Annotated in this window: 23 protein-coding genes; 10 read left to right on the top strand and 13 right to left on the bottom strand. The window is 66.7% G+C overall.

Translation table 11 applies throughout. The features are described 5' to 3' along the window. Positions 1–116: 116 nt before the first annotated feature. The 7 genes from fabD (at position 117) to gmk (ending at position 6,665) form a co-directional block, all read left to right on the top strand. Complete coding sequence (fabD, locus tag IEW24_RS26665; RefSeq protein ID WP_188583962.1) at positions 117–1,088, top strand: ACP S-malonyltransferase; 972 nt, start codon at positions 117–119, stop codon at positions 1,086–1,088. 74 nt (positions 1,089–1,162) lie between these two features. Further along, entirely contained in the window at positions 1,163–1,900 is a 738-nt protein-coding gene (fabG, locus tag IEW24_RS26660; RefSeq protein ID WP_188583961.1) for a 3-oxoacyl-[acyl-carrier-protein] reductase, read from the top strand. Between the two features lie 247 nt (positions 1,901–2,147). Continuing rightward, positions 2,148–2,384, top strand: coding sequence for an acyl carrier protein (locus IEW24_RS26655; protein ID WP_029003376.1), 237 nt, complete (start codon positions 2,148–2,150; stop codon positions 2,382–2,384). Between the two features lie 76 nt (positions 2,385–2,460). Next, positions 2,461–3,723, top strand: coding sequence for a beta-ketoacyl-ACP synthase II (fabF, locus tag IEW24_RS26650; protein WP_188583960.1), 1,263 nt, complete (start codon positions 2,461–2,463; stop codon positions 3,721–3,723). A gap of 162 nt (positions 3,724–3,885) precedes the next feature. Continuing rightward, positions 3,886–5,034 carry an endolytic transglycosylase MltG gene (mltG, locus tag IEW24_RS26645; protein ID WP_188583959.1) on the top strand — a complete coding sequence of 383 codons (1,149 nt, stop codon included), beginning with the start codon at positions 3,886–3,888 and terminating at the stop codon, positions 5,032–5,034. A 40-nt stretch (positions 5,035–5,074) separates the two neighbouring features. Further along, complete coding sequence (locus tag IEW24_RS26640) at positions 5,075–5,962, top strand: YicC/YloC family endoribonuclease (protein WP_188583958.1); 888 nt, start codon at positions 5,075–5,077, stop codon at positions 5,960–5,962. Positions 5,963–5,978: 16 nt separating this feature from the next. After that, complete coding sequence (gene gmk / locus IEW24_RS26635) at positions 5,979–6,665, top strand: guanylate kinase (protein WP_188583957.1); 687 nt, start codon at positions 5,979–5,981, stop codon at positions 6,663–6,665. Positions 6,666–6,669: 4 nt separating this feature from the next. On the opposite strand, the gene IEW24_RS26630 is transcribed toward gmk, so the two are convergent. The 12 genes from IEW24_RS26630 to panB all read right to left on the bottom strand — a co-directional run bounded on the left by IEW24_RS26630 (position 6,670) and on the right by panB (position 20,727). Next, positions 6,670–7,917, bottom strand: coding sequence for a histidine-type phosphatase (locus IEW24_RS26630; protein ID WP_188583956.1), 1,248 nt, complete (start codon positions 7,915–7,917; stop codon positions 6,670–6,672). Positions 7,918–8,056: 139 nt separating this feature from the next. Then, positions 8,057–8,917, bottom strand: coding sequence for a 16S rRNA (adenine(1518)-N(6)/adenine(1519)-N(6))-dimethyltransferase RsmA (gene rsmA, locus IEW24_RS26625; protein WP_188583955.1), 861 nt, complete (start codon positions 8,915–8,917; stop codon positions 8,057–8,059). A gap of 74 nt (positions 8,918–8,991) precedes the next feature. Further along, complete coding sequence (gene pdxA, locus IEW24_RS26620; RefSeq protein ID WP_188583954.1) at positions 8,992–10,065, bottom strand: 4-hydroxythreonine-4-phosphate dehydrogenase PdxA; 1,074 nt, start codon at positions 10,063–10,065, stop codon at positions 8,992–8,994. Then, positions 10,065–10,967, bottom strand: coding sequence for a SurA N-terminal domain-containing protein (locus IEW24_RS26615; RefSeq protein ID WP_188583953.1), 903 nt, complete (start codon positions 10,965–10,967; stop codon positions 10,065–10,067). The genes pdxA and IEW24_RS26615 overlap by 1 nt, the downstream gene beginning before the upstream one ends. A gap of 302 nt (positions 10,968–11,269) precedes the next feature. Next, positions 11,270–13,750 (bottom strand): LPS-assembly protein LptD, encoded by a 2,481-nt coding sequence (locus IEW24_RS26610; protein ID WP_188583952.1) that lies wholly within the window; start codon positions 13,748–13,750, stop codon positions 11,270–11,272. Further along, the gene (gene lptG / locus IEW24_RS26605; protein WP_188583951.1) at positions 13,747–14,844 is read right to left on the bottom strand and encodes an LPS export ABC transporter permease LptG; all 1,098 of its coding nucleotides are present in this window, start codon (positions 14,842–14,844) and stop codon (positions 13,747–13,749) included. The genes IEW24_RS26610 and lptG overlap by 4 nt, the downstream gene beginning before the upstream one ends. Before the next feature lie 3 nt (positions 14,845–14,847). Next, the gene (lptF, locus tag IEW24_RS26600) at positions 14,848–16,008 is read right to left on the bottom strand and encodes an LPS export ABC transporter permease LptF (protein WP_188583950.1); all 1,161 of its coding nucleotides are present in this window, start codon (positions 16,006–16,008) and stop codon (positions 14,848–14,850) included. Between the two features lie 121 nt (positions 16,009–16,129). Then, entirely contained in the window at positions 16,130–17,032 is a 903-nt protein-coding gene (mepA, locus tag IEW24_RS26595) for a penicillin-insensitive murein endopeptidase (RefSeq protein WP_188583949.1), read from the bottom strand. Between the two features lie 116 nt (positions 17,033–17,148). Continuing rightward, on the bottom strand, positions 17,149–18,501 hold the full coding sequence (gene der / locus IEW24_RS26590; protein ID WP_188583948.1) for a ribosome biogenesis GTPase Der: 1,353 nt from the start codon (positions 18,499–18,501) through the stop codon (positions 17,149–17,151). Between the two features lie 132 nt (positions 18,502–18,633). Continuing rightward, complete coding sequence (locus tag IEW24_RS26585) at positions 18,634–18,867, bottom strand: hypothetical protein (protein WP_188583947.1); 234 nt, start codon at positions 18,865–18,867, stop codon at positions 18,634–18,636. Between the two features lie 11 nt (positions 18,868–18,878). Beyond that, positions 18,879–19,595, bottom strand: coding sequence for a tetratricopeptide repeat protein (locus tag IEW24_RS26580; protein WP_188583946.1), 717 nt, complete (start codon positions 19,593–19,595; stop codon positions 18,879–18,881). 301 nt (positions 19,596–19,896) lie between these two features. Then, positions 19,897–20,727, bottom strand: a complete 831-nt coding sequence (panB, locus tag IEW24_RS26575) for a 3-methyl-2-oxobutanoate hydroxymethyltransferase (protein ID WP_188583945.1) — start codon at positions 20,725–20,727, stop codon at positions 19,897–19,899. Positions 20,728–21,112: 385 nt separating this feature from the next. Here panB and IEW24_RS26570 point away from each other — a divergent pair, with 385 nt between their 5' ends. Continuing rightward, a complete protein-coding gene (locus tag IEW24_RS26570; protein ID WP_188583944.1) occupies positions 21,113–21,754 on the top strand; it encodes a hypothetical protein in 642 nt (213 codons plus the stop codon). Positions 21,755–21,794: 40 nt separating this feature from the next. Here IEW24_RS26570 and IEW24_RS26565 read toward each other — a convergent pair whose 3' ends face one another. Then, positions 21,795–22,364, bottom strand: coding sequence for an NnrU family protein (locus IEW24_RS26565; RefSeq protein WP_188583943.1), 570 nt, complete (start codon positions 22,362–22,364; stop codon positions 21,795–21,797). A 567-nt stretch (positions 22,365–22,931) separates the two neighbouring features. Between IEW24_RS26565 and guaB the strand changes: the two genes are divergently transcribed. Both guaB and IEW24_RS26555 read left to right on the top strand, forming a co-directional pair. Continuing rightward, a complete protein-coding gene (gene guaB / locus IEW24_RS26560) occupies positions 22,932–24,422 on the top strand; it encodes an IMP dehydrogenase (protein ID WP_188583942.1) in 1,491 nt (496 codons plus the stop codon). Between the two features lie 247 nt (positions 24,423–24,669). Then, on the top strand, positions 24,670–24,941 hold a 272-nt coding region (locus tag IEW24_RS26555), incomplete at its 3' end, for an ATP-binding cassette domain-containing protein (RefSeq protein ID WP_244644694.1).

The raw sequence follows: 24,941 nt of genomic DNA, 5'->3' as shown, positions 1-24,941 counted from the left end.
CTTTTCCACAGGCGCGCCGGATATCCCAAAGACGGGAAGGTTTCGCGCTGCATCCTTGACTTCCCCGGCGTCGCGGTGTCTTTGCCCCGCCAAATTTGAGCCGCAGGGAGCGCGCCATGAGCACAGCCTTTATTTTCCCCGGCCAGGGCAGCCAGGCCGTCGGCATGGGCAAGGCGCTGGCGGATAGCTTTCCGGCCGCGCGCGAAGTCTTCGCCGAGGTGGATTCGGCCCTGGGCGAGCACCTCAGCCGCCTGATGTGGGACGGTCCGTCCGAAGACCTGACCCTCACCGCCAATGCCCAGCCGGCGCTGATGGCCACCTCGCTGGCCGCCCTGCGCGTGCTCGAGGCGGAAGCCGGCCTCAATCTCCCCCGAGATGCTGCCTTCGTGGCCGGCCATTCGCTGGGCGAATATTCCGCCCTTGCCGCCGCCGGAACGCTGTCCATCTCGGACGCCGCCCGCCTGCTGCGCATTCGCGGCCGGGCCATGCAGGACGCCGTTCCGGCCGGTGTCGGCGCCATGGCTGCCTTGCTGGGCCTCGATTATGAGCAGGCCGTCGCGGTCGCTGCCGAAGCGGCGCAGGGCGATGTCTGCGAGGCCGCCAACGACAATGCCGGCGGGCAGGTGGTGGTGTCCGGTCATCTGAAGGCCGTGGAGCGCGCCATCGAGATCGCAAAGGCCAAGGGCGCCTCCCGCGCCATCCTGCTGCCGGTCTCCGCGCCCTTCCATTGCCGCCTGATGGAACCCGCCGCCGAAGCCATGGAAGCCGCGCTGGCCGCCGTGGCGGTGAACGCGCCGTGCGTGCCCGTGGTCGCCAATGTGCGCGCCTCCCCCGTCACCGACCCGGTGGAAATCGTGCGCCTGCTGGTGGAGCAGGTGACAGGCACTGTGCGCTGGCGCGAATCGGTGGTCTACATGACTGGCGCTGGCGTCCGCAGGACGGTGGAAGTGGGTGCCGGCAAGGTGCTCACCGGCCTCGTCCGCCGCATCGCCAAGGATGCTCAGGTGGCTGATCTTCAGGTCGCTTCCGTGGGTACGCCCGAAGACGTCACCGCCTTCATCGCCGCCAAGGCCGCCCCGGCGGCGTAGTTTCGCTGCCCCGGCGGCCTGAGTTTCCAATCCGTGCTCCGCGCGGCTTTCTCTTTCCTGCACAAGGACAAACCATGTTCGATCTGAGCGGCAAGACCGCCCTCGTCACCGGCGCCACGGGCGGCCTCGGCGGCGCCATCGCCAAGGCCCTGCATGCCCAGGGCGCGACGGTGGCCATCTCCGGCACCCGCCGCGAGGCGCTGGACGCGCTGGCGGCCGAGCTGAAGGAGCGGGTGCATGTCCTGCCCTGCAATCTCGGCGTCGCTGAAGAGGTCGAGAAGCTGGTGCCGGACGCGGAAGCGGCCATGGGTGTGGTGGACATTCTCGTCAACAACGCCGGCATCACCCGCGACAACATCTTCATGCGTCTCACCGACGAGGCGTGGGAGCAGGTTCTCAACGTGAACCTCACCTCCGCCTTCCGCCTGTCGCGGGCGGCGGTGCGCTCCATGATGCGCCGCCGCAGCGGCCGCATCATCTCCATCACCTCCATCGTCGGCGTGACCGGCAATGCGGGCCAGGGCAATTATGCCGCAGCGAAAGCCGGCATGATCGGCATGTCCAAGGCCCTCGCGCAGGAAGTGGCGAGCCGTGGCGTGACCGTGAACTGCATCGCCCCGGGCTTCATTTCGACCCCGATGACGGACGCGCTCAACGAGAAGCAGCGGGAAGCCATCCTCAAGTCCGTGCCGGCCGGGCGCCTTGGCACGCCGGAGGATATCGCGGCAGCCTGCGTCTATCTGGCCTCCGACGCGGGCAGCTATGTCACCGGACAGACCTTGCACGTCAACGGCGGCATGGCGATGATCTGATCCTGCGCCGACCCGGCGTTTTCAACGGGTTCGGCCGTCGAGGCCGCCCTGCTGGCAAAGGCTGGGGAAGTGTGTTACTTGCCGCTCGAACTGGTCCGAGCGGTGGATTTGGATCTACGAGAGAACGGACCGCCTGCGTGCTTGCTGAATGAAGCACACGCAGGGGGCTGGGCAGAGCGGCTGAAAGGCATTATGCCGTCCTCCAGCCGCCGTACGGCAACTGATTTCAGATAACGAGGGTGCATCAATGAGTGACATCGCCGAGCGGGTGAAGAAGATCGTCGCGGAGCATCTCGGCGTCGAGCCCGAGAAGGTGACTGAGAACGCCAGCTTCATCGATGATCTCGGCGCCGACAGCCTCGACACCGTGGAACTCGTGATGGCCTTCGAGGAGGCCTTCAACACCGAGATCCCGGACGATGCGGCCGAGACCATCCTGACGGTGGGCGACGCCATCAAGTTCCTGGAAAAGAACGCCGCCTGATCGGCTGTCCGAAGCTGATGCACGGCCGCAGCACGTACGTACTGCGGCCGTCTTCATGATGGTCCCGGAGTTCCCCATGAGACGTGTTGTCGTCACCGGCCTCGGCATGGTGACGCCGCTGGCGTGCGGCGTCGAGCCGACCTGGCGGCGGTTGCTGGCCGGCGAAAGCGGTGCAAACCGCGTCGAGCATTTCGACGTGTCCGACCTCCCCTGCAAGATTGCGGCGAACATTCCCCGCGGCGACGGCAGCGAGGGCACCTACAATCCCGATCAGTGGATGGAGCCCAAGGAACAGCGCAAGGTGGACGAGTTCATCGTCTTCGCCATGGCGGCTGCCAAGCAGGCCCTCGACGACGCGGACTGGCACCCCGAAAGCTACGATGACCAGATCAATACCGGCGTCCTCATCGGCTCCGGCATCGGCGGCATCGAAGGCATTGCGGATACCGCGCTGACCCTGAAGGAAAAGGGCCCGCGCCGCGTGTCGCCCTTCTTCATCCCCGGTCGTCTCATCAATCTTGCCGGCGGCTACGTCTCCATCGCGCACGGCCTCAAGGGCCCGAACCATGCGGTGGTCACGGCCTGCTCCACCGGCACGCACGCCATTGGCGATGCGGCCCGCCTCATTGCCCTCGGCGATGCCGAGGTGATGGTGGCCGGCGGCTCCGAATCGCCTGTGAACCGCCTCGCGCTGGCCGGCTTCGCCGCGTGCAAGGCGCTGGTCACGGCGTTCAATGACGAGCCCACCCGCGCCTCGCGCCCCTATGACAAGGACCGCGACGGCTTCCTCATGGGCGAGGGCGCCGGTGTGGTGGTGCTCGAGGAACTCGAGCACGCCAAGGCGCGCGGCGCGAAGATCTATGCGGAAGTGGTCGGCTACGGCATGTCCGGCGACGCTTTCCACATCACCGCCCCGACGCCCGACGGCGATGGCGCCTTCCGCTGCATGACCGCCGCCTTGAAGCGCGCGGGCATCAGCCCCGGCGAGGTGGACTACATCAACGCCCATGGCACCTCGACCATGGCCGACGAGATCGAGCTTCGGGCTGTGGAGCGCCTGCTGGGCAATGCCGCGGCGAACGTCTCCATGTCCTCTACCAAGTCGGCTATCGGGCATCTGCTCGGCGCGGCCGGTGCGGTGGAAGCCATCTTCTCCATCCTGGCGATCCGCGACCAGGTGGCCCCGCCGACCCTCAATCTCGACAATCCGTCCATCGAGACCCCCATCGACCTCGTGCCGCTCAAGCCCAAGCCGCGCAAGATCGACGTGGCCCTCTCGAACTCGTTCGGGTTCGGCGGCACGAACGCCTCGCTGGTGCTGAAGCGCTACGCGGCCTGATCCACACGGCGTCCTCCCTTCGGGTGCGGGACGCCGTGTCGCCATATTTCGCGCTAGCCTCTGGCACACTGCCGCGCGGACATTCGCATTTCTGTCTCACCCGCGGCCGTGAAACTGTGTCCAGCGGGAACGCCCCGCGCAACGTCCGAGGGTAAGTCCGGCATGGCGCAAACAGAGCAGCAGAAGCCGAAGCCCAAGCGGCGCGGCCGGGGCGCGAACCACCCTGCCGTGATGATCGGAAGTGCCGTCTTCACGTTGCTCCTGTTCCTCGCCGTTGGCGGTGGTCTCGCCGGCTGGTACGGCGAATGGGCCTATCGCACCCCCGGCCCTCTCGCCTCCGACAAGAATGTCGTCATCCCGCGCGGCTCGGGCCTGCGCGACATCGCCGATCTGCTGGAGCGCGAGGGCGTCATCCGCAACTGGGTGGTGTTCGTGGCCGGCCATCAGCTCACCCATCGCGGCGAGCCCATGCATGCGGGCGAATACGCCTTCAAGGCGGGCGTGACCATGGCCAGCGTGGTGGACACCATGACCGCCGGCCGCGTGGTCCAGCACCAGATCACCCTGCCCGAGGGTCTCACCAGCCAGCAGGTGGTGGACCGCCTGAACGACAACGACATGCTCACCGGCACCATTCGCGTGCCGCTGGAAGGCACCTTGCTGCCGGAGACCTACGCCATCGTGCGCGGGATGAACCGGCAGGAGGTGCTCAAACGCATGACCGCCGACCAGCAGAAGGTGGTGGCCGATATCTGGGCCAAGCGCGCCCCTGACCTGCCCCTGAAGTCGCCCGAGGAACTGGTGATCCTCGCCTCCATCGTGGAGAAGGAAACCGGCAAGGCGGACGAGCGCCCGCATGTGGCCGCCGTGTTCGTGAACCGGCTGGCGCGCAAGATGAAGCTGCAGTCCGACCCGACGATCATCTACGGCATCGTGGGCGGCAAGGGCTCGCTGGGCCGGCCCATCAGCCGGGCCGACATCAACACGCCCACCGCCTATAACACCTACGCCATCGACGGCCTGCCGCCCGGCCCCATCGGCAATCCCGGCAAGGCTTCGCTTGCCGCCGTTGCCAATCCGATGAAGAGCAAGGATCTCTACTTCGTCGCCGACGGCACCGGCGGGCATATCTTCGCCGAGACGCTGGACCAGCATAATCGTAACGTCGCCCGCTGGCGCGAGATCGAGGCCGAGGCCAAGGCGAAAGCCGCCGCGGCCGCCGCCAATCCGCCGGCTGCCAGCAGCCCGGCACCTGCCACGCCGGAGCCGGCAGCCGGTACCCCGCCGTCCACAAAGCCTTCCACCAACTGACACGGGGCCTTATCGGCCCCCGTCTGGAAAGACCTGCCCCATGTCGCTCGCTAGCATGACCGGCTTCGCCCGCGCCCATGGCCTCACCGGCGCCTGGCGCTGGGCCTGGGAGATCCGCTCGGTCAATGCCAAGGGCCTCGATCTGCGCCTCCGGGTGCCGAACGGCTTCGATGCGCTGGACGCCGGTGCCCGCGCCGCTGCCACCAAGGCGCTGTCGCGCGGCTCGGTGTCCGGCACCTTCACCGTGACACGCGAAGGCGACAGCATCTCCGTGGGCATCAACCAGCCCGCCCTGCGCACGCTCTATGCCGCCGCCCGCGAAGCCGCCACCGACCTCGGCAGTGCACCGCCAAGCCTTGATGCCCTGCTGGGCGTGAAGGGCATCGTGGAGGTGATCGAGGCCGAGCAGAGCGAGGGCGACCGCGAGGCAATCGCGCGGGATGCGCTGACCGGTTTCGAGCAGGCGCTGCGGGATCTCTCTTCCATGCGCCTCACTGAAGGTGCCGCGCTCCGCGCCATCCTCACCGAACGGCTCGATGGCATCGCTGCGCTGATCGCCGCCGCCGAAACCCTGCCGGAACGCAAGCTGGAGGCCATCAAGGCCCGCCTCGCCGAGCAGGTGAAGGCACTGGCCGAAAGCCATGCCGGGCTCGACCCGGAGCGCCTGCATCAGGAAGCGGTGCTACTCGCCACCAAGGCCGACGTGCGCGAGGAACTCGACCGCCTGACCGCCCATGTGGCCGCCGCGCGCGACCTGCTGGCCCAGGGTGGCCCGGTGGGGCGCAAGCTGGATTTCCTCGCGCAGGAGTTCAATCGCGAGGCCAATACGCTGTGTTCAAAGTCCAATGCCGTGGCGCTGACGCAGATCGGACTTGACCTGAAGCTTCTGGTGGATCAGTTCCGCGAGCAGATCGCGAACATCGAATAGAGACCAGTTCCTGCCCATGGCCGCACCCACCTCGTCCCATTTCGCTCTGCCGGGCTGGAAGCCGGGCTCCCGCTCCGGCCTCGCGCGCCGCGGCCTGATGCTGGTGCTCTCCTCGCCCTCGGGCGCTGGCAAGACCACGCTCTCGCGCCGGCTGCTGGCGGAGGACGACCGCATCACCATGTCGGTCTCGGTGACGACACGCCCGCCCCGCCCCGGCGAGGTGGACGGCAAGGACTATTTCTTCCTGACGCCCGATCGCTTCACGGAGATGCGGGACACTGGCGCGCTGCTGGAGCATGCGACCGTGTTCGGCAATTTCTACGGCACCCCGCGCGAGGCCGTGGAGGAAGCCCTGAGCGCCGGACGCGACGTGCTGTTCGACATCGACTGGCAGGGTACCCAGCAGCTCGACCAAAGCGCCCAGCAGGATCTGGTGAAGGTCTTCCTGCTGCCGCCCACCGCCGGCGACCTCGAAAAGCGCCTGCGCACGCGGGCGCAGGACAGCGACGAGGTGGTTCACCAGCGCATGTCCAAGGCCTCGGACGAGATCAGCCACTACACGGAATACGACTATATCCTCATCAATCAGGATGTGGACGACAGTCTCGCCAAGCTGAAGGCGATCCTGCAGGCCGAGCGGCTGAAGCGCCGCCGCCTCACGGGTCTCGCCGATTTCGTGAAGGACCTGCGGGAAGCGCTCTGAGCCTTCAGCGACCGCAGGCGGCGGGCAGGGTGGACAGGATCCGCGCCGTGAAGGCTTCCAGCGGGCAGGTGCCGTCCGGACAGTCCGGCAGGGGCACCGGCACCGCATGCACTTTCGCCGGATCGAGCACCCGCATGCCGTCCAGTTCCGCATAGAAGATCGTGGCCCGCACCATGGCCGCGCCGCTCCGGCTGTCCCGCCAGCGCTCCAGCGCGAAGGCGGTCGCGGGTGCGGTCGCGTCCGGCTGGCCCGGCAGGGACCAGTCCACGCCGAACACCCCGGCCATGTTGGAGAGATTGGTGTCGTGGCCGGCGAAGGCTACGAGGCGCACCGCCTTGCCGATTTCCGGCGCGGCCGGCCGGGGATCGCCCCGCAGCACGGCCAGCATTGTCCGCGCCATGCCGGCTCCGCGCAGCCGGGCGATGTAAGGCAGCTTCCGGTTCAGCGACGTGACCCGCGCCCGCGCCGCCAGCAGGGCGTCGAGCTTGCCCACGTCCGCTGCTTCACCCCATGCCACCTGAGGTGATGGCAGGCCCTGCGCATATTCCAGCAGAAACACCTCTGCCGCCGTCGCAGCACGGCCGAGCGGGCCGGTGATGCGGATCTGCTTTTGCTCGACCACGAAATCGGATGGCTTCGGCGGAAGCGGCGGCGCGGCGGGATCGAACAGCAGCGCTGTCTGTCGGATCGCCTCCGCCGAGGCCGGATCCACAAGCGCGCCCCCGGCTCCGATGGCGGCGCGGACCGCCTGCGTCCCGGCAGCGGGATCGAGCACGCAGGCCCCGCCCAAGGCATTGAAGAGGCGATCCGCCTTCCCGTCCGGACCATGGCCGGCCGTGGCACCGCAGCCGGGCGCCAATTGCTCCGCCAGCACGCGCCCGCTCTCGCGGGTGCGCTGGTCCTTGCCATCGGCCCAGACCACCGGACTGGTGCCGGGACAGCCCGTCGCGGGCAGGATGCCCGCAGCCACGTAACGGGCGCGGATGGCATCGGCCACCAACCCCACGACCTGCGCTCCGTGCGGTGTCAGCAGTCCACGGGCCACGGGCCATTGCGGCCAGGGTCGGCGGGTCCATTCCGCCAGTGTCTCGGGTGACTGGGTGGGCGCGCGCACGCCGTGCCGCTGAATCAGCACCACCCGCTCCAGAACCATTTCGGCCGTGGCCGGCCCGGCGCACAGGAGCAGCGCCAGAATGCCCGCTGACAGACTGCGGATACGGCGCTTATCGGGAAGGAGCGCGAAAATGCGCATACGCCATGGCGCCCACGGTCTCATCGCCGCAAGCTTAGGCTTAGATCGCGGCCCCGTTCAAGCTGGTGCCGTTCCCGCGGACGTATCCGGCAATTCCGCGAGAGGAATGGCGCCAGGCCTTTAGCCCTGAGCTTTGGCTTTAGCTGCCGCCCTTCGACTTCAGGTCCGCATAGGTGTTGGCGAGCGCCAGAAAACCCGAAAGCTCGATCTCTTCCGCGCGCGCAGTTTCAGCCACATCGGCTCCGGCGAGCAAGGCAGCGGTGTCCACCCCGAGCGATTTCAGCGACTGCCGCAGCATCTTCCGGCGCTGGCCGAAGGCTGCCTCCGTCACCCGCTCCAGATCTTTCAGCGTGCAGGGCGCGGGATTGGCACGTGGCACCACATGCACCACCGAGGACGTGACCTTGGGCGGCGGCACGAAGGCCGAGGGCGCCACATCGAACAGGATGCGGGCCTGCGCCCGCCAGCCAGTGAGCACCGCCAGCCGCCCATAGGCCTTGTCGTCCGGCGTAGCGACGATGCGCTCGGCAACCTCGCGCTGGAACATCAGCGTGAGCGAGGAAAACCACGGCGGCCAGGGATCGGACGTCAACCAACCTACCAGAAGCTGGGTGCCCACATTGTAGGGCAGGTTCGCCACAACGCGGGCCTCGGCTCCCGCCAGCAGGGGACGCACATCCACCTTCAGGGCATCGCCCTCGATGATCTCCAGCCGGCCCGGATAGGCGGCGGCGATCTCATTGAGGGCTGCGATGCAGCGATGGTCACGTTCGATGGCGATGACACGCTTTGCCCCAAGCGCCAGCAAGGCACGGGTGAGGCCACCCGGTCCCGGCCCGACCTCCACCACGGTCGCGCCTTCCAGCGGGCCGGAGCCTCGCGCGATGCGGGCGGTGAGGTTGAGGTCGAGGAGGAAGTTCTGGCCCAGCGATTTCTGCGCCGAAAGACCATGCGTGCGGATCACATCGCGCAGCGGCGGCAGGTCATCGATGGCGGCCACGTCCCGGTATCTCCTGAATGGCAGGCTTCCCGTGGGAGCCGCCTTGTCGCTGCTTCAAAGTGCTCTATCAGGCTCTAACCTGCGGCGGCGCGCGCTCCAACGCCCGCGTTGCCGGCTTCCGCATCAGCCAGCCGCCCGGCCAACCGAATTGCGGCGATCAGGCTCGATGGATTGGCCCGCCCCGTACCGGCAATGCCAAAGGCCGTGCCGTGATCCGGAGAGGTGCGGATCATAGGAAGGCCCAGCGTCACATTGACCCCGTCGTGAAAGGCGAGCGTCTTGGCCGGGATCAGAACCTGATCGTGATACATGCCCACCACCACGTCATAGGCGGTGCGCGCTTCCGCGTGGAATAGCGTATCGGCCGGGAACGGCCCGGTGGCGTCGATGCCCTGCTGCCGCAGCGCCGCCACCGCCGGACGCACCACCTCTTCATCCTCGCGGCCGAGCGTCCCGTCCTCGCCCGCATGGGGATTGAGCCCTGCGAAGGCCAGACGCGGCGCCGCAAGGCCGAAACGCTGCCGCATGTCGCGGGCAACGATCTGCCCGGTCTCCACCAGAAGCGCCGTCGTGACGGCCGCAGGCACTTCCGCAAGCGGGATATGAATGGTGGCAGGGACCACCGCGAGCAACGGCGACCAGATCATCATGACCGGCCGCGGCGCCGGCCCACCCAAGGGCGTGCAGCGAGCAGCGAGATACTCGGTGTGCCCGGGAAACGGAAAACCGGCGTCATAGACCACGGCCTTGGACAATGGCGCAGTCACGAGGCCGGAGGCCGTGCCGGCGAGAACAAGGTCCACGGCCCGGTCGAGGCTGGTGATGACCGCCGGCGCGCTTGTGGCGTCAGGATGACCCGGCGCAGCCGTGGTGCGCGGCCCGGCGGGGACCACCGGAAACGCCGTATCGAACAGGCCAAGCGCCGCGTCCGGAGCCGCCTCGCGGATCGGAACCGGAAGGCCCAGCAGGCGGGCACGATCGGCAAGGCAGCCCGGATCACCAACTACGAAAAACGACGGCAGGTCCGCCTGCTTCCGAGCGGTCCAGGCGGCGAGCACGATATCCGGGCCAACGCCCGCCGGCTCGCCAAGGCTCAGGGCAAGCGGCGCCGATGCAGGCCCCGTTCCCCGCGCGCCCACATCGGTCATCAGCGGGTGTACTGGATGAGCATGGTCTTGCGGAGCTCCGCCAGCATGCGCTTGGACTGCTCCTGGAACTGGGCGGTGGCCAGCTCTTCCTTCACGTCGCGCTTCTTTGAGCTTTCGCCCTTCACCTCGCGCTTGGCGCAGACGGCGAAAATCTCCACACCGGACTGCGAGACTTCCGGCGGCGTCAGCCGGCCCACCTCGGTCTTGTCGAGCACGGCACGCATCTTCTCGGGAATTTCCGACGACAGGCGGCTGACCGGAGACCGGATGACGGTTTCCTTCATGCCCTTCACCATGGTGAGGCCGTCGTCGCAGCCATTGAAGCGGCTGCGCAGCGCATTGGCCTCCGCGAGGCGGGCGCCATAGGCATTGCTGCCGCCCGGCACCACCAGCACAATCGGCCGAAGAGTGTATTCGGTCGCCACCATCTGGGTCTGACCCTGCTGGTTGAGCGCGGCGAAGACGTCGGAGTCACGCACGTTCACCACCGGCGCGCGGGCGCGCACATACTGGCCCCACACGTAATCGGCCTGCAGCTTGTCCTTGAACGTCTGCGCCCGTAGCCCCTGCTGGGCGAAGCCCTGCTCCAGCTGCTCGGCGGTGCGGCCCGAACGCTCTGCCACGCTGGCGAACATCCGATCAATCTCCTTCTTCTCCACCTCGATGGAGAAGCGGGACGCCTGCATGATCTTGATCTTCTCGTCGATCAGCTCTTCCAGCACCTGCTTCTGGCCGGGCGATTTGCGCTCGATGAGCTGGTGCAGCTTCATGCGCTGCGACACGTCATTGGAGGTGATCGGCTGCCCCGACACCATGACCAGCACCTGAGCCATGGCCGCGACAGGCGACATCAGCACCAGGCCGAGGGCGAAAAGGAAGGAGAGGCGTCGGCAAGCAGTCATCGTTCATCCCGCAAAGGCGCCCGACCACCGCAAAGGTCGTCAGGATGAGCGCGTTATGTTCTCCGCCGCTGTGGCGGTATTGGGGCCGGAACAGCCCGGAACCCGCCGGACGGACGTTCACCCCCGAGCCGGGCCCGCAAAAGGCGATCTGCCTCTGCGAAACCGCAGCCCATGGAAGGCTATAGAGCGAGACGGGGGCAAAAGGAAACCACCTGCGGCCCCGCATTGCGCCGCAGGGTTCAACAATCCGCTACGAACCAGAACAAGATACCGCGTGCCGCCAGTTCGGCATGCTCACGTCGTCAGTTGGCCGACGACGTGGAGCTGCCGAGCGAGGTCTTGATCCCGGTCTCGCCGAGGGTCCGCAGGCCGATGCGGAGCATCACGCTGTTGCTGGGCGAGCCGCCGGGGCCGTTGAGCGAGTAGTCCGAGATGTAGTTCACCGCCAGGGTGAAGCAGTCATCCATGTAGTTCACGCCGATCTGGGTGTAGTCGAACCCGGAGTCCACGAGATTGTACCGGACGGCGCCGCTCACGCTCCAGTTTTCGTTGAACTTGTAGCTGGCCGTGGTGAACACGCCTTCGCGGTTGTCGTAGTAGCCAAGCTCGGGCTGCGGCGCATAACGGCCGTAGATGGCCGAGAAGCTCCACTTGTCGATCGACGTCCGGCCTTCCAGCTCGAGCCGCTGCAGCGAGCCATTGTCCTCGGCGAAGCGGTAGCGGCTGATGAACTCGAGATGATCGGTCGGCGAATAGGCGAAGCTGGCCACATAGTCCGACACGTTGGTATCGAGACCGGAATTGAGGCCGGTGTTGGCCATGTCGCCCTCGGCGAACGAATTCACGCCGAACAGGTGATAGGACTGGCCCACCGTCGCGGTGATGACACCGGCGCTCTTCATGGACGCCGTATAGGTGAAGCCCACGTTGAGGCGGCCGCCACCTTCCACACGGTCATAGCCCGAGTATTTGTCGATCGCGAACAGGGTGGTGTCGTCAAACACCAGGCTCTGGGCGTCCTCGTTCGGGAATTTGCCGATGCTGGTCTCGTTCGGCCGGGCGATGAACTGCACACGCGGCGTAAGGGTCTGGGTGCCCCAGTTCTCCACCGAGATGAAGGGATACTTGTAGTCGAGGCCGACCGCCGGCATGGCCCGGATCAGGCTCTCGTTGCCGGACTGCAGCACGTTCTGGCCGGAGGTGGTGGGGCCATCGGTGTAGCTGCTGGGCAGCGCCGAGATATTGGCCTGCGCCACATCCACCCGCACCTGGGCGAACGGCGTCCACTGCTGGCCGAGATTGTCGGTGATGGTGCGCTTCCAATAGGCCTCGGCCGACAGGCGGGTGTAATCGCCCGGCGCGCCGCGCAGCAGGCACTGCGTCGGATTGGGATTGGAGAGGGCGCACGAGCCCGCGGGAATGCCGATGCCGCCGCCACTGGCGGTGGTGGACGACATGCCGATGAAGTCGGCCTGATCGCGGGTCATGGTGGTGAAGTTGACGTTGATGCCGGCTTCGCCGCCGAAGACCGGCTTGCCCCAGACGTAGCTGTAATCGAGCGTGCCGACCACGGGCAGGCGGTTCTGGTCGTCGGTGACCGACAGGCCGAGGAAGTACATACCCCGGAGGTCGAAATAGCTGCGGTCGCCCTGGCCGGTCAGGTAGATCTGCGAGTTACGCTCGGTGATGTCCGAGGTCACGAAGCCGTAGTCGCGCAGGAAGGTGCGGTCGGAGACCAGCGAGCCGTCCCAGCCGAAGGTCCAGTAATCGTTGATCGCGAACTGGCCGTGCGTCTCCACGAGGCCGCGCTGATCCCGATATCCCGGGAGAGGAGCGCCGCTGTTGTAGAAAGCTTCCTTGTCCTGCTGGTCGATGCCGGCGGCACGGATGCTGTAGGAGCCGTTATCCAGCCGCTGGCGCCACTCGCCACGCATCAGCACGCCCTGCTCATTGAAGAACATGGGGTCGAGCGTGATGTCACGGTCAGGCGCGATGTTCCAGAAGAACGGAACGCTGGCGCCGTAGCCGATGTTGCTGCCGCTGTAGAACTCCGGGAACAGGAAGCCGGTCTTGCGCTTCACCGTCGGATCGGGCGAGGAGAAATACGGGAAGTACGCGATCGGCATTCCGAAGAACTCGAACGTCGCGTCCTTATAGTAGATCATCTTCTCGTCTTCGTTATGGATGATCCGGGTCGCCTTGACCTGCCACAGCGGCGGCTTTTCCGGCTTGTCCTTGCACGGCTCGCAAGCCGTGTAGACACCATTCTGGAAGACGGTGACGTTGCCCTCGGTGCGATCGGCACGCGTGGCGGCGAAATGGGTCTTGTCCGGCGTGTCGAGACGCAGGCTGTTGATGAAGCCTTCCTTCAGGTCCTGTGACAGCTCAAGGTTGTCGGCCGTGACGATCTTGCCGTCCTTCTGCTTCAGCCGGACATTGCCCTCCGCGAGCACGCGGTTGGTCTTGCGGTTGAAGGTGACTTTCTTCGCCTCCACCGAGGAGCCGTCATAGTACATCTGCACGTTGCCGACGGCAGAGACCGTGTCGTTCTTGTAGTCGTAGACCAGCTGGTCGGCGGTCACGAGCATCTTGGCGTTGGGGTCCGCCTTCGACGAGGCCATGCCGAGGCCGCCCATGGGAGAGGCAGCCGGCGCCTGTGCGGACGCGGGAAGTGATACTGAAGCAAGCATCAGGACAGAGGCCACGGCAATGCCGACCCCGCGCAGACTGCCGCGCAGGTTAACCCCGGCCAGGGCCTCCAGAGGGCTCAAGCCGATCGTCATCCGTCCTCCCGATGCAACAGGATCAATACCCCCAGAAAGATGCCCGCCAGCGCTGGAAACCACGCTGCGGCAATAGGATGGACCACACCAGCATCGCCGAGATCCTCGGCAAGCTTGGTCCCCAGATAAAGCAGAAAGCCCGCCAGCACGCCACCGAGAATCGTCTGTCCCACACCGCCAAATCGAAACACCCTTAAGCCAACCACAGCGGCAATGAGTACCATTGCCACCAGCAGGAACGGCCGAGCCAAAAGGCTCTGGAGCTGCAAGCGATATTTCGACGCGCCGAAGCCGGACTGCTCGGCGCTGCTGATCGCGTCCGGCAGTTGCCAAAAGGACACGGTCTCGGGGGAGACCAGCGTTTCCTGGATCTGTTTCGGGTCGAGCTTCGTGGAGATCAGGTAAGTGGCGAAGGTCTGCTGCTCGCCCCCCGCTCCGGGCACCACCACCCGGGCATCACTCAGGGTCCATATGCCGTCGCCCAGCGTCGCGGAGCGGGCTTCCACCCGTTCCATGAGCAGGCCTGCGCGGTCGAATTCGAACACCGTCACACCCGACAGAACCCGGCCGCCCTGCTGGGAGGCTCCCGCCTGGATGATCGCCTGACCGTCCACGCTCTGCTGGCGGATCCAGAATCCGGCAGACCCTTGCGCGAACAGGCCGGACGAGGTGTTGAAAATCTCCGCCTCCATCTGGTTCGCCCGCTCCTTGAAATCCGCGGAGACGGGATTGAAGACGCAGGTGGCGAACACCCCGATAAGGAAGGCAACCGCAACCGGCGGGAAGGAGAACTGCCAGACAGACAATCCTACCGCTCTGGCAACTACCAGCTCCAGCTTGCGCGAGAGCGTCACGAAGGTCGCCATGGCGCCGAACAGCACGGCAAAGGGCAGCAACTGCTCGGTGAAGGCCGGAGCGCGATAGATGGTCAGCAACGCCACCATGAGCACCGACACCTGGTCGCGATCCGCCGTGCGGCGGGTCATCTCCAGGAAGTCGACCAGCATGATGAGGGCGACACAGGAGAGGAAGATCACCGCCACGCTCGCGAGGAAGCGGCGTGCGAAATAGAACCCGAGCGTGCGACCGATCATGGGCTACGACGCCGAAAGACGGGAGACGCGGCGGGACATGGCGTCCAGCATGCGCGAAATCGCAGCGGGCATGGCGAAGGTGATCCAGCCCTGCAGCACCATGGCGGAGACAAGGATGGTCAGCAGCGGCAGCAGATAGGTGGCCGGAACCGCCCAGGCCGCAGTGCGCAACTGCCCCGCGATGGCGAAATTGCCGATCTGCAGCGCCGTCATGATCGGCACGATGGCGGTGAGGGCAAGGCCGCGGCTCTGGCGCGTGGTGCGCGGCCGGGCGAGCGCGGCCGCCGCGACCGCGAAGAAGGCGAACGGATAGAGGCCCGACGACAGCCGCTTGTGGAACTCCTCCCGGAAGCGCCCCGGCTGCATGAGCATATAGGGGTCTTCCTTCGGCGGGTTCGACACATAGGCGAACGACCGCTCATTGGGGCGAATGTCCGCACCACTCGCCGCCCCCGGCGTCAGCGCCGAGAGATCGAAGGCATAGCGCTGGAATTCCACCACCGAGCCGTTGCTGGCGGCACCGGGGACGCGGCGGTGGATGGAGCCCTGTTCCAGCACGAGGAAGATGCCGTTCTCGGTTTCGACGATCTGCCCACGATCGGCGACATAGGTGGATATTTCCTTTTCGCGGGCGTCATTGATGAACACGCCGCTCATGACGCCGTTCTTGGCGCGGTCGCGCACATGGAAGACGAGGCCCGGCGCCAGATTCACGAAGCGCCCCGGCTGGGCGACAAAGGACACCACGTCGGCGCGCACCCGCGACACCTGATCGCGGAAGGCCCGCAGACTCGCCGGCACGAGGTCAATGGCCAGCGCAGAGCAGAACAGCGAGACCAGCAGCGCCAGCAGGATCAACGGCCGCAGCACCCGCCAGTGGCTCATGCCCGCCGCTGACATGACCACGATCTCGCTGTCGCCGTTCAGCTTCAGCAGCGTGTAGGCGGTGGAGATGAACAGGGCCGCGGGCGCGATCACCAGAATCAGCGTCGGCATGGTGAGCGAGGTGATGGCGACGAAGGCAAGGATCGTCTGGCCCTGGCTCGTCACGAGATCGAGCTGGCGCAAGGCCTGCGTCGCCCAGATCATTCCCGCGAGCACCAAGGTGACACCCACGAAAGCGACGGCGGCAGTCGAGAAAATGTAACGATCGAGACGGCCCATCAAGACCCGCGCCTTGTGCGCGCTCGCCGCCCCGACGCGCGCTTTTGAAGAGTTCCACTGGATAGCGGCAAGCCGGGCTTCGTGCAATTGCCCAGTTGCAACGCACCTGTGATGACCGCCCTCACCGGGCCTCCAGCACCGCGCCGCAGGCAGCCGGCAGATCGGCCAGCGTCAGGGGCGGCTTGGGCTTGCTCGGCTTGGGCGAGGGCTTGGGATGCAGCACCTCGTCGGTGAACCACCACGCCAGATCCGCCCCGCATCCGTCGTCCTGGGCCGGCGGCTCCTGCGGCCGGCAGTCCGGGCTGTCCTTGGGACAGAACAGGCGGACGTGCATGTGATAGTCGTGCCCCCAATAGGGGCGCACCTTGGACAGCCAGTTCCGGTCGCCCTCCGCCTGCCGGCACAGGGCCTTCTTGATGGCGGCGTTAACGAAGATTCGTTCAACCCGTGGATCGCGGGCGGCAGCCCGGATGACCGCCACGTGATCCGGCGTCCACAGGCGGGTGTCCACGTCCAACCGATCCGGCCGCACCATCATCACCGCCGACACTTTCTCCCGCTCGTCCCGGCTCAAGGCACGGCCGGGACTGGGGGTCAGCCAGATGTCGGCATCGAGGCCCACCTGATGGGAGGCATGGCCCGTACGCATGGGGCCGCCGCGCGGCTGCGACATGTCGCCCACCAGCAGGCCCGGCCAGCGCGAGACCGTGGGCACCTGCACGGCAAAGCGTTCCAGAAAGGCAATCAGGTCCGGATGACCCCAGGCCCGATCCCGCGAGGGTCGCATCGCCTGCCAGAGCGGGCCGTGATTCCGGCCATCCGCCGCCGGACCATCCGCCGGCAGCTCCATGCCGCCGGCAAGGCAGCCCTTGGAATAGAAGCCGATGGAGCGGGCGGCGAAGGGGGCCGGGCTGGAGACGGCGCCGAACAGTTCCTTGGCCGGCTTTGGTTCTGTCTGGGCCACAACCCCTGAGGGCGCGGCAAGGACAGCGGAGAGAACGAGGAAACGCAGGAAACGGGACATCCATCCTCCTCGCCTTTGCAGGGACCGATCAGCCGGCAAGGGGCGATCACGCCCCCCTCCCAAAGATCAGGAAGCATGCCCCCGGCCGGGTAAATGCCGGGTTAGACCGTCCGCCCTCAACGCTCCGTAGCGTAAGGATTGTCTTTCTCGCGCAGCGTCAGGCGGATCGGCACGCCGGGCAGGTTGAAGGCTGCGCGCAGGCCATTGGTGATGTAGCGCAAATAGCTTTCCGGAATGGCTTCCGGCCGCGAGCAGAACACCACGAAGCTCGGCGGGCGCGCCTTGGGCTGGGTGATGTAGCGGATCTTCACCCGGCGACCCGAAACTGCCGGCGGCGGATGGGAATCGGTGGCTTCCTGCAGGAAGCGGTTCAAAGGATTGGTGGCGATGCGGGTATTCCAGACCTCATAGGTCTCGGCCACGGCCTCCACCAGCTTGTCGAGGCCGCGCCCCGTCAGGCCGGACAAGGGCACGATCGGCACGCCCCGGATCTGCGGCAGCCAGTGGTCGGCCTCCTCGCGCAGGCGGGAGAAGGCGGCGGGGCTGACGAGATCGGCCTTGTTGTAGCCCAGCACGATGGCCCGGCCCTCGCGCACCACCAGATCAGCGATGCGCAGGTCCTGCTCCTCGAAGGGGCGGGTGGCGTCCATGAGCACGATCACCACTTCCGCGAACTTCATCGCCCGCAAGGCGTCGGAGGCGGACAGCTTCTCCAGCTTGTCCTCGATGCGGGCGCGCTTGCGCAGGCCGGCGGTGTCATAGACCTCCAACTTGCGGTCGTTCCAGGTCAGCTCCACCGAAATGGAATCGCGGGTGATGCCGGCCTCCGGGCCGGTCAGCAGGCGATCCTCTCCCAGCAAACGATTGATGAGTGTGGATTTTCCGGCATTGGGACGGCCGATCACCGCCACCTTGATGGGGCGGTTGGGATCGCGCTCGGCGTCCTCGTCGTCCTCTTCTTGCGGCTCGGTCTGCGCCGGCAGTGCCTCGCAGATGGCGTCATAGAGGTCGGACAGGCCCTCGCCATGCTCGGCGGACAAAGGCACGGGCGTGCCGAGGCCGAGCGCATAGGCCTCGATCGCCCCCGCCTCGCCACCGCGCCCCTCGCTCTTGTTGGCCACCAGAATGGTCGGCTTGCCGGACTTGCGCACGAAGGACGCGAAAGCGCGGTCGGTGGGGGTGAGGCCGATGCGGGCGTCGATCATGAACAGCAGGGCGTCGGCATCCGCGATGGCGGCTTCCGTCTGCGCCCGCATGCGCCCTTCGAGGCTGCCGGCGTCGGCCTCCTCGAGGCCGGCGGTATCCACGATGGTGAAGGCGAGGTCGCCGAGGCGGGCATCGCCCTCGCGGCGGTCGCGGGTGACGCCGGGGCGGTCGTCCACCAGCGCGAGCTTCTTGCCCACCAACCGATTGAACAGGGTGGATTTGCCGACGTTGGGACGGCCGACGATGGCCAGGGTGAAGGACATGACTTTGGCTTTCATGGCAGGCGCGGCCGTGCGAGGCCGCACTCGTCGCCACGATCCAAGTTTAGATCACGTTGCCCACCCTCTGCCATCCCGGGTTTCGGGGGCAACATGGGAGACAGACGCTCAGGTGATTCAGTCCGGCTGCACGGTCGGCGCGGCACCCAGCGAGACGTTGGAATTGCTCGGCTGGAGCAGCGGCGCCCGGCTTTCGACGCCCGGCACGCCGCCCGGGAAGACCGGGGTGCGCGTGCCCGGCAGCGGCTTCTTGCCGTCGCCGAAGGGGTTGAACTTGTCGAGACTCTCGCAGCCGGTGACACCGAGGGCGAGGATCAGGGCAAGGGCAATACGAACGCGGCCACGCAGCATCGAGGCGCTCCTCATTGGGTGGCGGTGGAGCCGGCGGCGGGCGTCGGCGCGGCGGGAGAAGACGAGGCGGCAGAAGGCGTTGCGTCCACCGGAGCGGTCAGCGTCTTCAGCAGCATGGCGCGCGAGCGCACCCCACCGGGGGCCTCCTGATCTTCCGTGATGGCGGTCGCGGTGGCGTTGGCGGCCTTCAGGTCGCCGGCCTTGTACTGGGCGAGCGCGATCAGCTCGCGGGCGGCGCTGCGCAGCGCGCCCTGACCGTCCGCAACCTGTTGCAAACGCTGCTTCACGGCGTCGACCGTACCGGTATCCACCAGCAGCAGACCCGCGCGGATGCGGGCCAGATCGCGCTCGGAGGTGGTCAGGGAGGCATCGGCGGCCAGCGTATCGAAGGCGGCGACAGCGGCACCGGCATCGCGCTGGGCCAGCTCGCTGGCGGCGCGGAAACGGGCCAGCGTCCGGTAGCCGGCGGGGGCCTCCTTGGCCAGCGCGTCGAAGGCCGCTTCCGCCTCCTGATGCTTGCCATCGCTGGACAATTTGGCCGCCGCTTCGAACTTGGCACTGGCCGTGTGGGCCTGCTTCAGGGTCCACCAGCGATAGCCGCTATAGGCCCCGGTGCCGGCGATCACGAGCACCACCAGCGCAATCAGATAGATGCCGTAGCGGTTCCACAGCCGGGTATACCGCTCGCGCCGGAGGTCTTCGTCGATCTCGTGAAAAATGTCGGTCATTCAAGGTCCAAACGCACGGCAGCCCACGGCCGCCGGATGGGCGGCGCTGGGCAAGGGGCCGGTAAAGTATCCATGCGGCCACTTCGTGGCAAATCGACCCGATTGTGCCACTTTTTCAACGGCCGCGCTCAAACGCTTGTGTGCCATCGGCGCATGGTCAGGGACAGCAGCCGATAGCACCCCCTTGGCCCCGTTATGGACAGGAACTGTCCCACTGAACCAACAGCCTTTTCCAGTGCGCATCCGCCGATGGCACACGAAATGGCACAGGGAATGGGACAATTCCCCTTTCCATTGCCCCTCAGGATACCTTCCGGACCTTCGGCGCATAGACATGCTCCGCCGCCGGGAAGGTGCGGGCACGCACCTCGTCCGCATATTGCGACACCGCCGCCTCGATGGCCGGGCCCAGCTCGGCATAGCGCTTCACGAACTTGGGCACGCGGGGCGAGAGGCCGAGCATGTCCTCCAGCACGAGGATCTGGCCATCGCAGGCCGCGCTGCCGCCGATGCCGATCGTGGGCGGGGCGATCTCCTCGGTGATCCGGCGGGCGACCGGCTCGGCCACCGCTTCCACCACCACGGAGAAGGCGCCGGCTTCCGCCACGGCGCGGGCGTCGGCGACGATGATGTCGGCCTCGGCATCATCCCGGCCGCGCGCCTTGAAGGAGCCGAGCGTGTTGATGGCCTGCGGCGTCAGGCCCACATGGCCCATCACCGGAACGCCGCGATCCACCAGGAAGCGCACCGTCTCCGCCATGCGCACGCCGCCTTCCAGCTTCACCGCACCGGCGCCGGTCTCCTTCAGGATGCGCGCGGCGGTGTGGAAGGCCTCCACGGGGCTGGCCTCATAGCTGCCGAAGGGCAGGTCCACCACGATCAGCGCCCGCTTCGTGCCGCGCACCACGGCGCGACCGTGCACGATCATCATCTCCACCGTCACCGGCACCGTGGTTTCCAGCCCGTGCATCACCATGCCGAGGCTGTCGCCCACGAGGATGAGGTCCACATGGGAGTCCAGCAGCTGCGCGGTGTGGGCGTGATAGGAGGTGAGGCTGACGATGGGCGCCCCGCCCTTGCGGGCCCGGATCTCCGGCGCCGACATGCGGCGCGCCTCGGCTTGAACGGACATGGCACTTCCTCGGGTTCTTTTTCGCGGGCCGGCCGGGGGACATCCCCCTACGGCGTCAGGCCCCGATGTTTAGTGCGCCATGCGTCCATGCGGAAACGGTTTCTGCACCGGCCGGCCGACTGTGCTTTCAGCTGCCGTGGCGCATCGCCGGATTCCGGCGGGCATCCGGGCCCCCAACATGCGAGACAAACCGTCACGCTGTCATTGCAGCCAAGCTTCAGCCACGCCTAGACTGCCCGTCAGGCTGGGCGCATGAAAAAACCCCGCACAGGGCGGGGTTTTTCCAACGAATGTCGTTTGTCCTCGGGGGGAGGCTTACGCCAACAAGGCCCAAGGGATGCGTTTTATATAGGATTGGGCTGTGCCAGCGTCAAATCCGGACCGGATGACGATCATCAAGGCTGCGCTCTCCGCAGCACGCATGAGCACCTACGAAGCAGCCACAAGCACCGCAGGCGCAGAAGCCCTCGAACTTTATGTCTGGAATGCCCGGATGTCCGCAGCATTCCTCGGGCCACTCCACATCTGCGAGGTCGTCCTGCGCAATTGCGCGGCCAATGCCATCGAAGCTGTCTACGGACCGCGCTGGCCCTGGTCGCCCGGCTTTGAAACCAGCCTGCCCCATCCCCAAGCCGGATACAGCCCCAAGTTCGATCTACAAATAGTACGGCACAAACATTCGGTCACAGGCGGCGTCATATCCGATCTGAAATTCGCCTTCTGGCAGCAGCTCTTTACGCGACGCCACGATCACCGCATCTGGAACAACCATCTGTTTCAAGTGATGCCCGGCTCGCAAGCGGGGTGTGAAGTGCGCTCCATCGTCAAGGCCGTGTACGCGGACCTCGAAACGATCCGACGCCTGAGAAACCGCATCGCTCATCACGAGCCGATTTTTCACCGTGATCTCGCCCGGGAATTTGACCTCATCGCAGCACTCATAGGCCAAACCTGCCCGACCACGGCGGGCTGGATGCGGTACCACTACGAGACGGACATCAGAACTCTGCTGTCGACCCGTCCCTGAGCCTACGGCTGGTCTCAGACGAGCAGGCGCTCGCCACCCCTCACCCCATCACCGGCACGCCCACCACCAGCGGATGGAAGGCGAAGGCGAGCAAAGCGTAGAGCACCAGCCCGCCAGCCACCGCGCCCACGTCGCCCATCCAGCCCTTGGGGGCCACGGGCAGCGGCAGATGGCGGCGCTTCACCGAGATGCGGTCATAGACCGCCCACGCCAGCACAGCCACGAACAGCACCACCGACGCCGCATCGCCATTCGACAGCAGATGCGCCAGCGCCCACAGCTTCACGCCCACCAGCATGGGATGCTTCAGCCACGCCCGGATGTGACTCGGCACATAGGCGGCCACCAGCGCGATGGAGACCAGCAGCATCAGGCCCATGGTGGCATGGCGCATGGCGAAGGGCGGATCATAGAGGATCGCCGGGCCGCTGGCGCGCCACAGGCCGTAGCCATAGGCGGTGAGCAGCAGGCCCGCCACCGCCACCAGCGAGAAGAACCCCTTGTAGGCCCCCTCCCCCACCTGCGCCACCAGCGCCGCGCGCACATCCGGCAGGCTCGTGACCACATGGATGCCGAGGAAGAGCACGAGGCCCAGAATCATCATCGCCATGGATTGGGTCCACCACCAGTGCCAGGGTACGTGATTTAGAAGTGGTCGAACCCTAGTGCGGCCCTGTTGCGGAGGGAAGACATAACGGCGCCACGGATACGCCTTTCCCGCGTCCCGCTACCTTTCCGGCCCCTTCCGACCGCTCGTCTGCTGCCGCATGTCGCAGAACCGGCCGGACGCAGAGGTGCGGGCGCGACATATCCTCCCGCGTGCGCAGAGCGGGGCCGGCGACGGCATCGGGCGGGTGTACGGGCGTGCCCCGCCCTTCCCATCTTCGGAACACGCGCCCTCATTTCCGGCGAAGGCGCGGTGGACACGCCCCCTCGCCCTCCCCTCACCCCCGCCGCCTTGTCTCACCGGGCACACCATTGCGTGCCGTCACCCCCCGCTGCGCACGGCACGCCATTGCGTTCCGTGCATGGCAATTTCAGTGCCAAGGTCTTCTAATCGTCGTGCGCCCATGGTATCCGCCACTGCCAACTCGATGAGGCGACAGGCATCCGGCCACGCCATCTCGAACCCGTCCCGGCGGGCCGCCCAGAGCGCGCCCGCGACCAGGAGTTGGCGATGTCGAACACCATCCATTCCCTCAACGGCTCGCCCTTCCGCGAGGCGCTGACCTTCGACGACGTGCTCCTCGTGCCCGGCGCCTCCGAAGTGATGCCCGGCGGCGTCACTTTGACCAGCCGCCTCACCAACACCATCACCCTCAACCTGCCGATCCTGTCCTCCGCCATGGACACCGTCACCGAAGCCCGCATGGCCATCGCCATGGCGCAGGCCGGCGGCATCGGCGTCATCCACCGCAACCTCACGCCCGAGCAGCAGGCCGAGCATGTGCGGCAGGTGAAGAAGTTCGAGAGCGGCATGGTGGTGAACCCCGTCACCGTCCATCCCGACGAGACCCTGCAGGACGCCCTCGACCTGATGAAGCGCTTCAACATCTCCGGCATTCCGGTGGTGGAGCGCTCGGGCAAGCTGGTGGGCGTGCTCACCAACCGCGACGTGCGCTTCGCCACTGACCCCACCCAGCGGGTGGCCGAGCTGATGACCAAGGACAAGCTCGTCACCGTCACCGAGAACGTGAGCCAGGCCGAGGCCAAGAAGCTGCTGCACCAGCACCGCATCGAGAAGCTGCTGGTGGTGGACGGCAATTATCACTGCGTCGGCCTCATCACCGTGAAGGACATCGAGAAGGCGGTCGCCAATCCCAACGCCGCCAAGGACGAGCAGGGCCGCCTGCGCGTCGCCGCCGCCACCACGGTGGGCGATGACGGCTACGAGCGCACCGAGCGTCTGATCGACGCGGGCGTGGATCTCGTGGTGGTGGACACCGCCCACGGCCATTCGCGCAAGGTTCTGGATCAGGTGTCGCGCATCAAGCGCCTGTCCAACACCACCCAGATCCTGGCCGGCAACGTGGCCACCGCCGAGGGCACCCGCGCGCTGATCGACGCCGGCGCGGATGCAGTGAAGGTGGGCATCGGCCCCGGCTCCATCTGCACCACCCGCATCGTGGCCGGCGTGGGCGTGCCCCAGCTCACCGCCGTGCTGGACGCGGTGGAAGCCGCGCACGCCACCAACACCCCGGTGATCGCCGACGGCGGCATCAAGTTCTCGGGCGACCTCGCCAAGGCGCTCGCGGCGGGCGCCTCCTGCGCCATGGTGGGCTCGCTGCTCGCCGGCACGGAAGAGAGCCCCGGCGAGGTGTTCCTGTATCAGGGCCGCTCCTACAAGGCCTATCGCGGCATGGGCTCGGTGGGCGCCATGGCCCGCGGCTCGGCCGACCGCTACTTCCAGGCGGAAGTGCGGGACACGCTGAAGCTGGTGCCGGAAGGCGTGGAGGGCCAGGTGGCCTACAAGGGCCCGGTGGCGGCGGTGCTGCACCAGCTGGCCGGCGGCCTGCGCGCCTCCATGGGCTATGTGGGCGGCGCCAATCTCGACGAGTTCCGCGAGAAGGCGCGCTTCGTGCGCATCTCCTCCGCCGGCCTGCGCGAGAGCCATGTGCATGACGTGATCGTCACCCGCGAGAGCCCGAACTACCCCACCAACGTGTGATCGGCGGCTCAGTCCCGGAGAGCGGGGCGAGCATCCCGGTTCAATGAAAAGGCCCCGCGTACCGGAAGGTGCGCGGGGCCTTTTCATTCCACGGCCCCCGCCCTTGCGGCAGCCCTGCGACGTGTGCGCGCCGCCCGGACAACCGAAGTGCCGGGGTGAGCTGCACACGCGGAATCTATCTAACGCTCATATCTTAGCCCTTAGCGCTATTGACGACCGCCATTCATGCCGTGCTACGGTTTCCGCAATGAGCGTCGGAACGATGCCATGGAAGGGGAGCCACGCCAGCGCTGCTCAGCGGTCTGGCGGAAACGCAAGCGAGGCCCATGTGACGATTTCGGACACCGTCCCTGACGTGCCCTATATCGTTGAAGCCGAAGGTCTGACCAAGGAATTCAAAGGGTTCGCGGCCGTCAAGAACGTGAATCTGAAGATCCGCCGCCACACGATTCACGCCCTCATCGGGCCGAACGGGGCGGGCAAGACCACCTGTTTCAACCTCATCACCAAGTTCCTCGA

It is taken from the genome of Azorhizobium oxalatiphilum (genome assembly GCF_014635325.1).
GTDB lineage: Bacteria > Pseudomonadota > Alphaproteobacteria > Rhizobiales > Xanthobacteraceae > Azorhizobium > Azorhizobium oxalatiphilum.
This window is presented reverse-complemented; position numbering and strand designations above follow the sequence as displayed.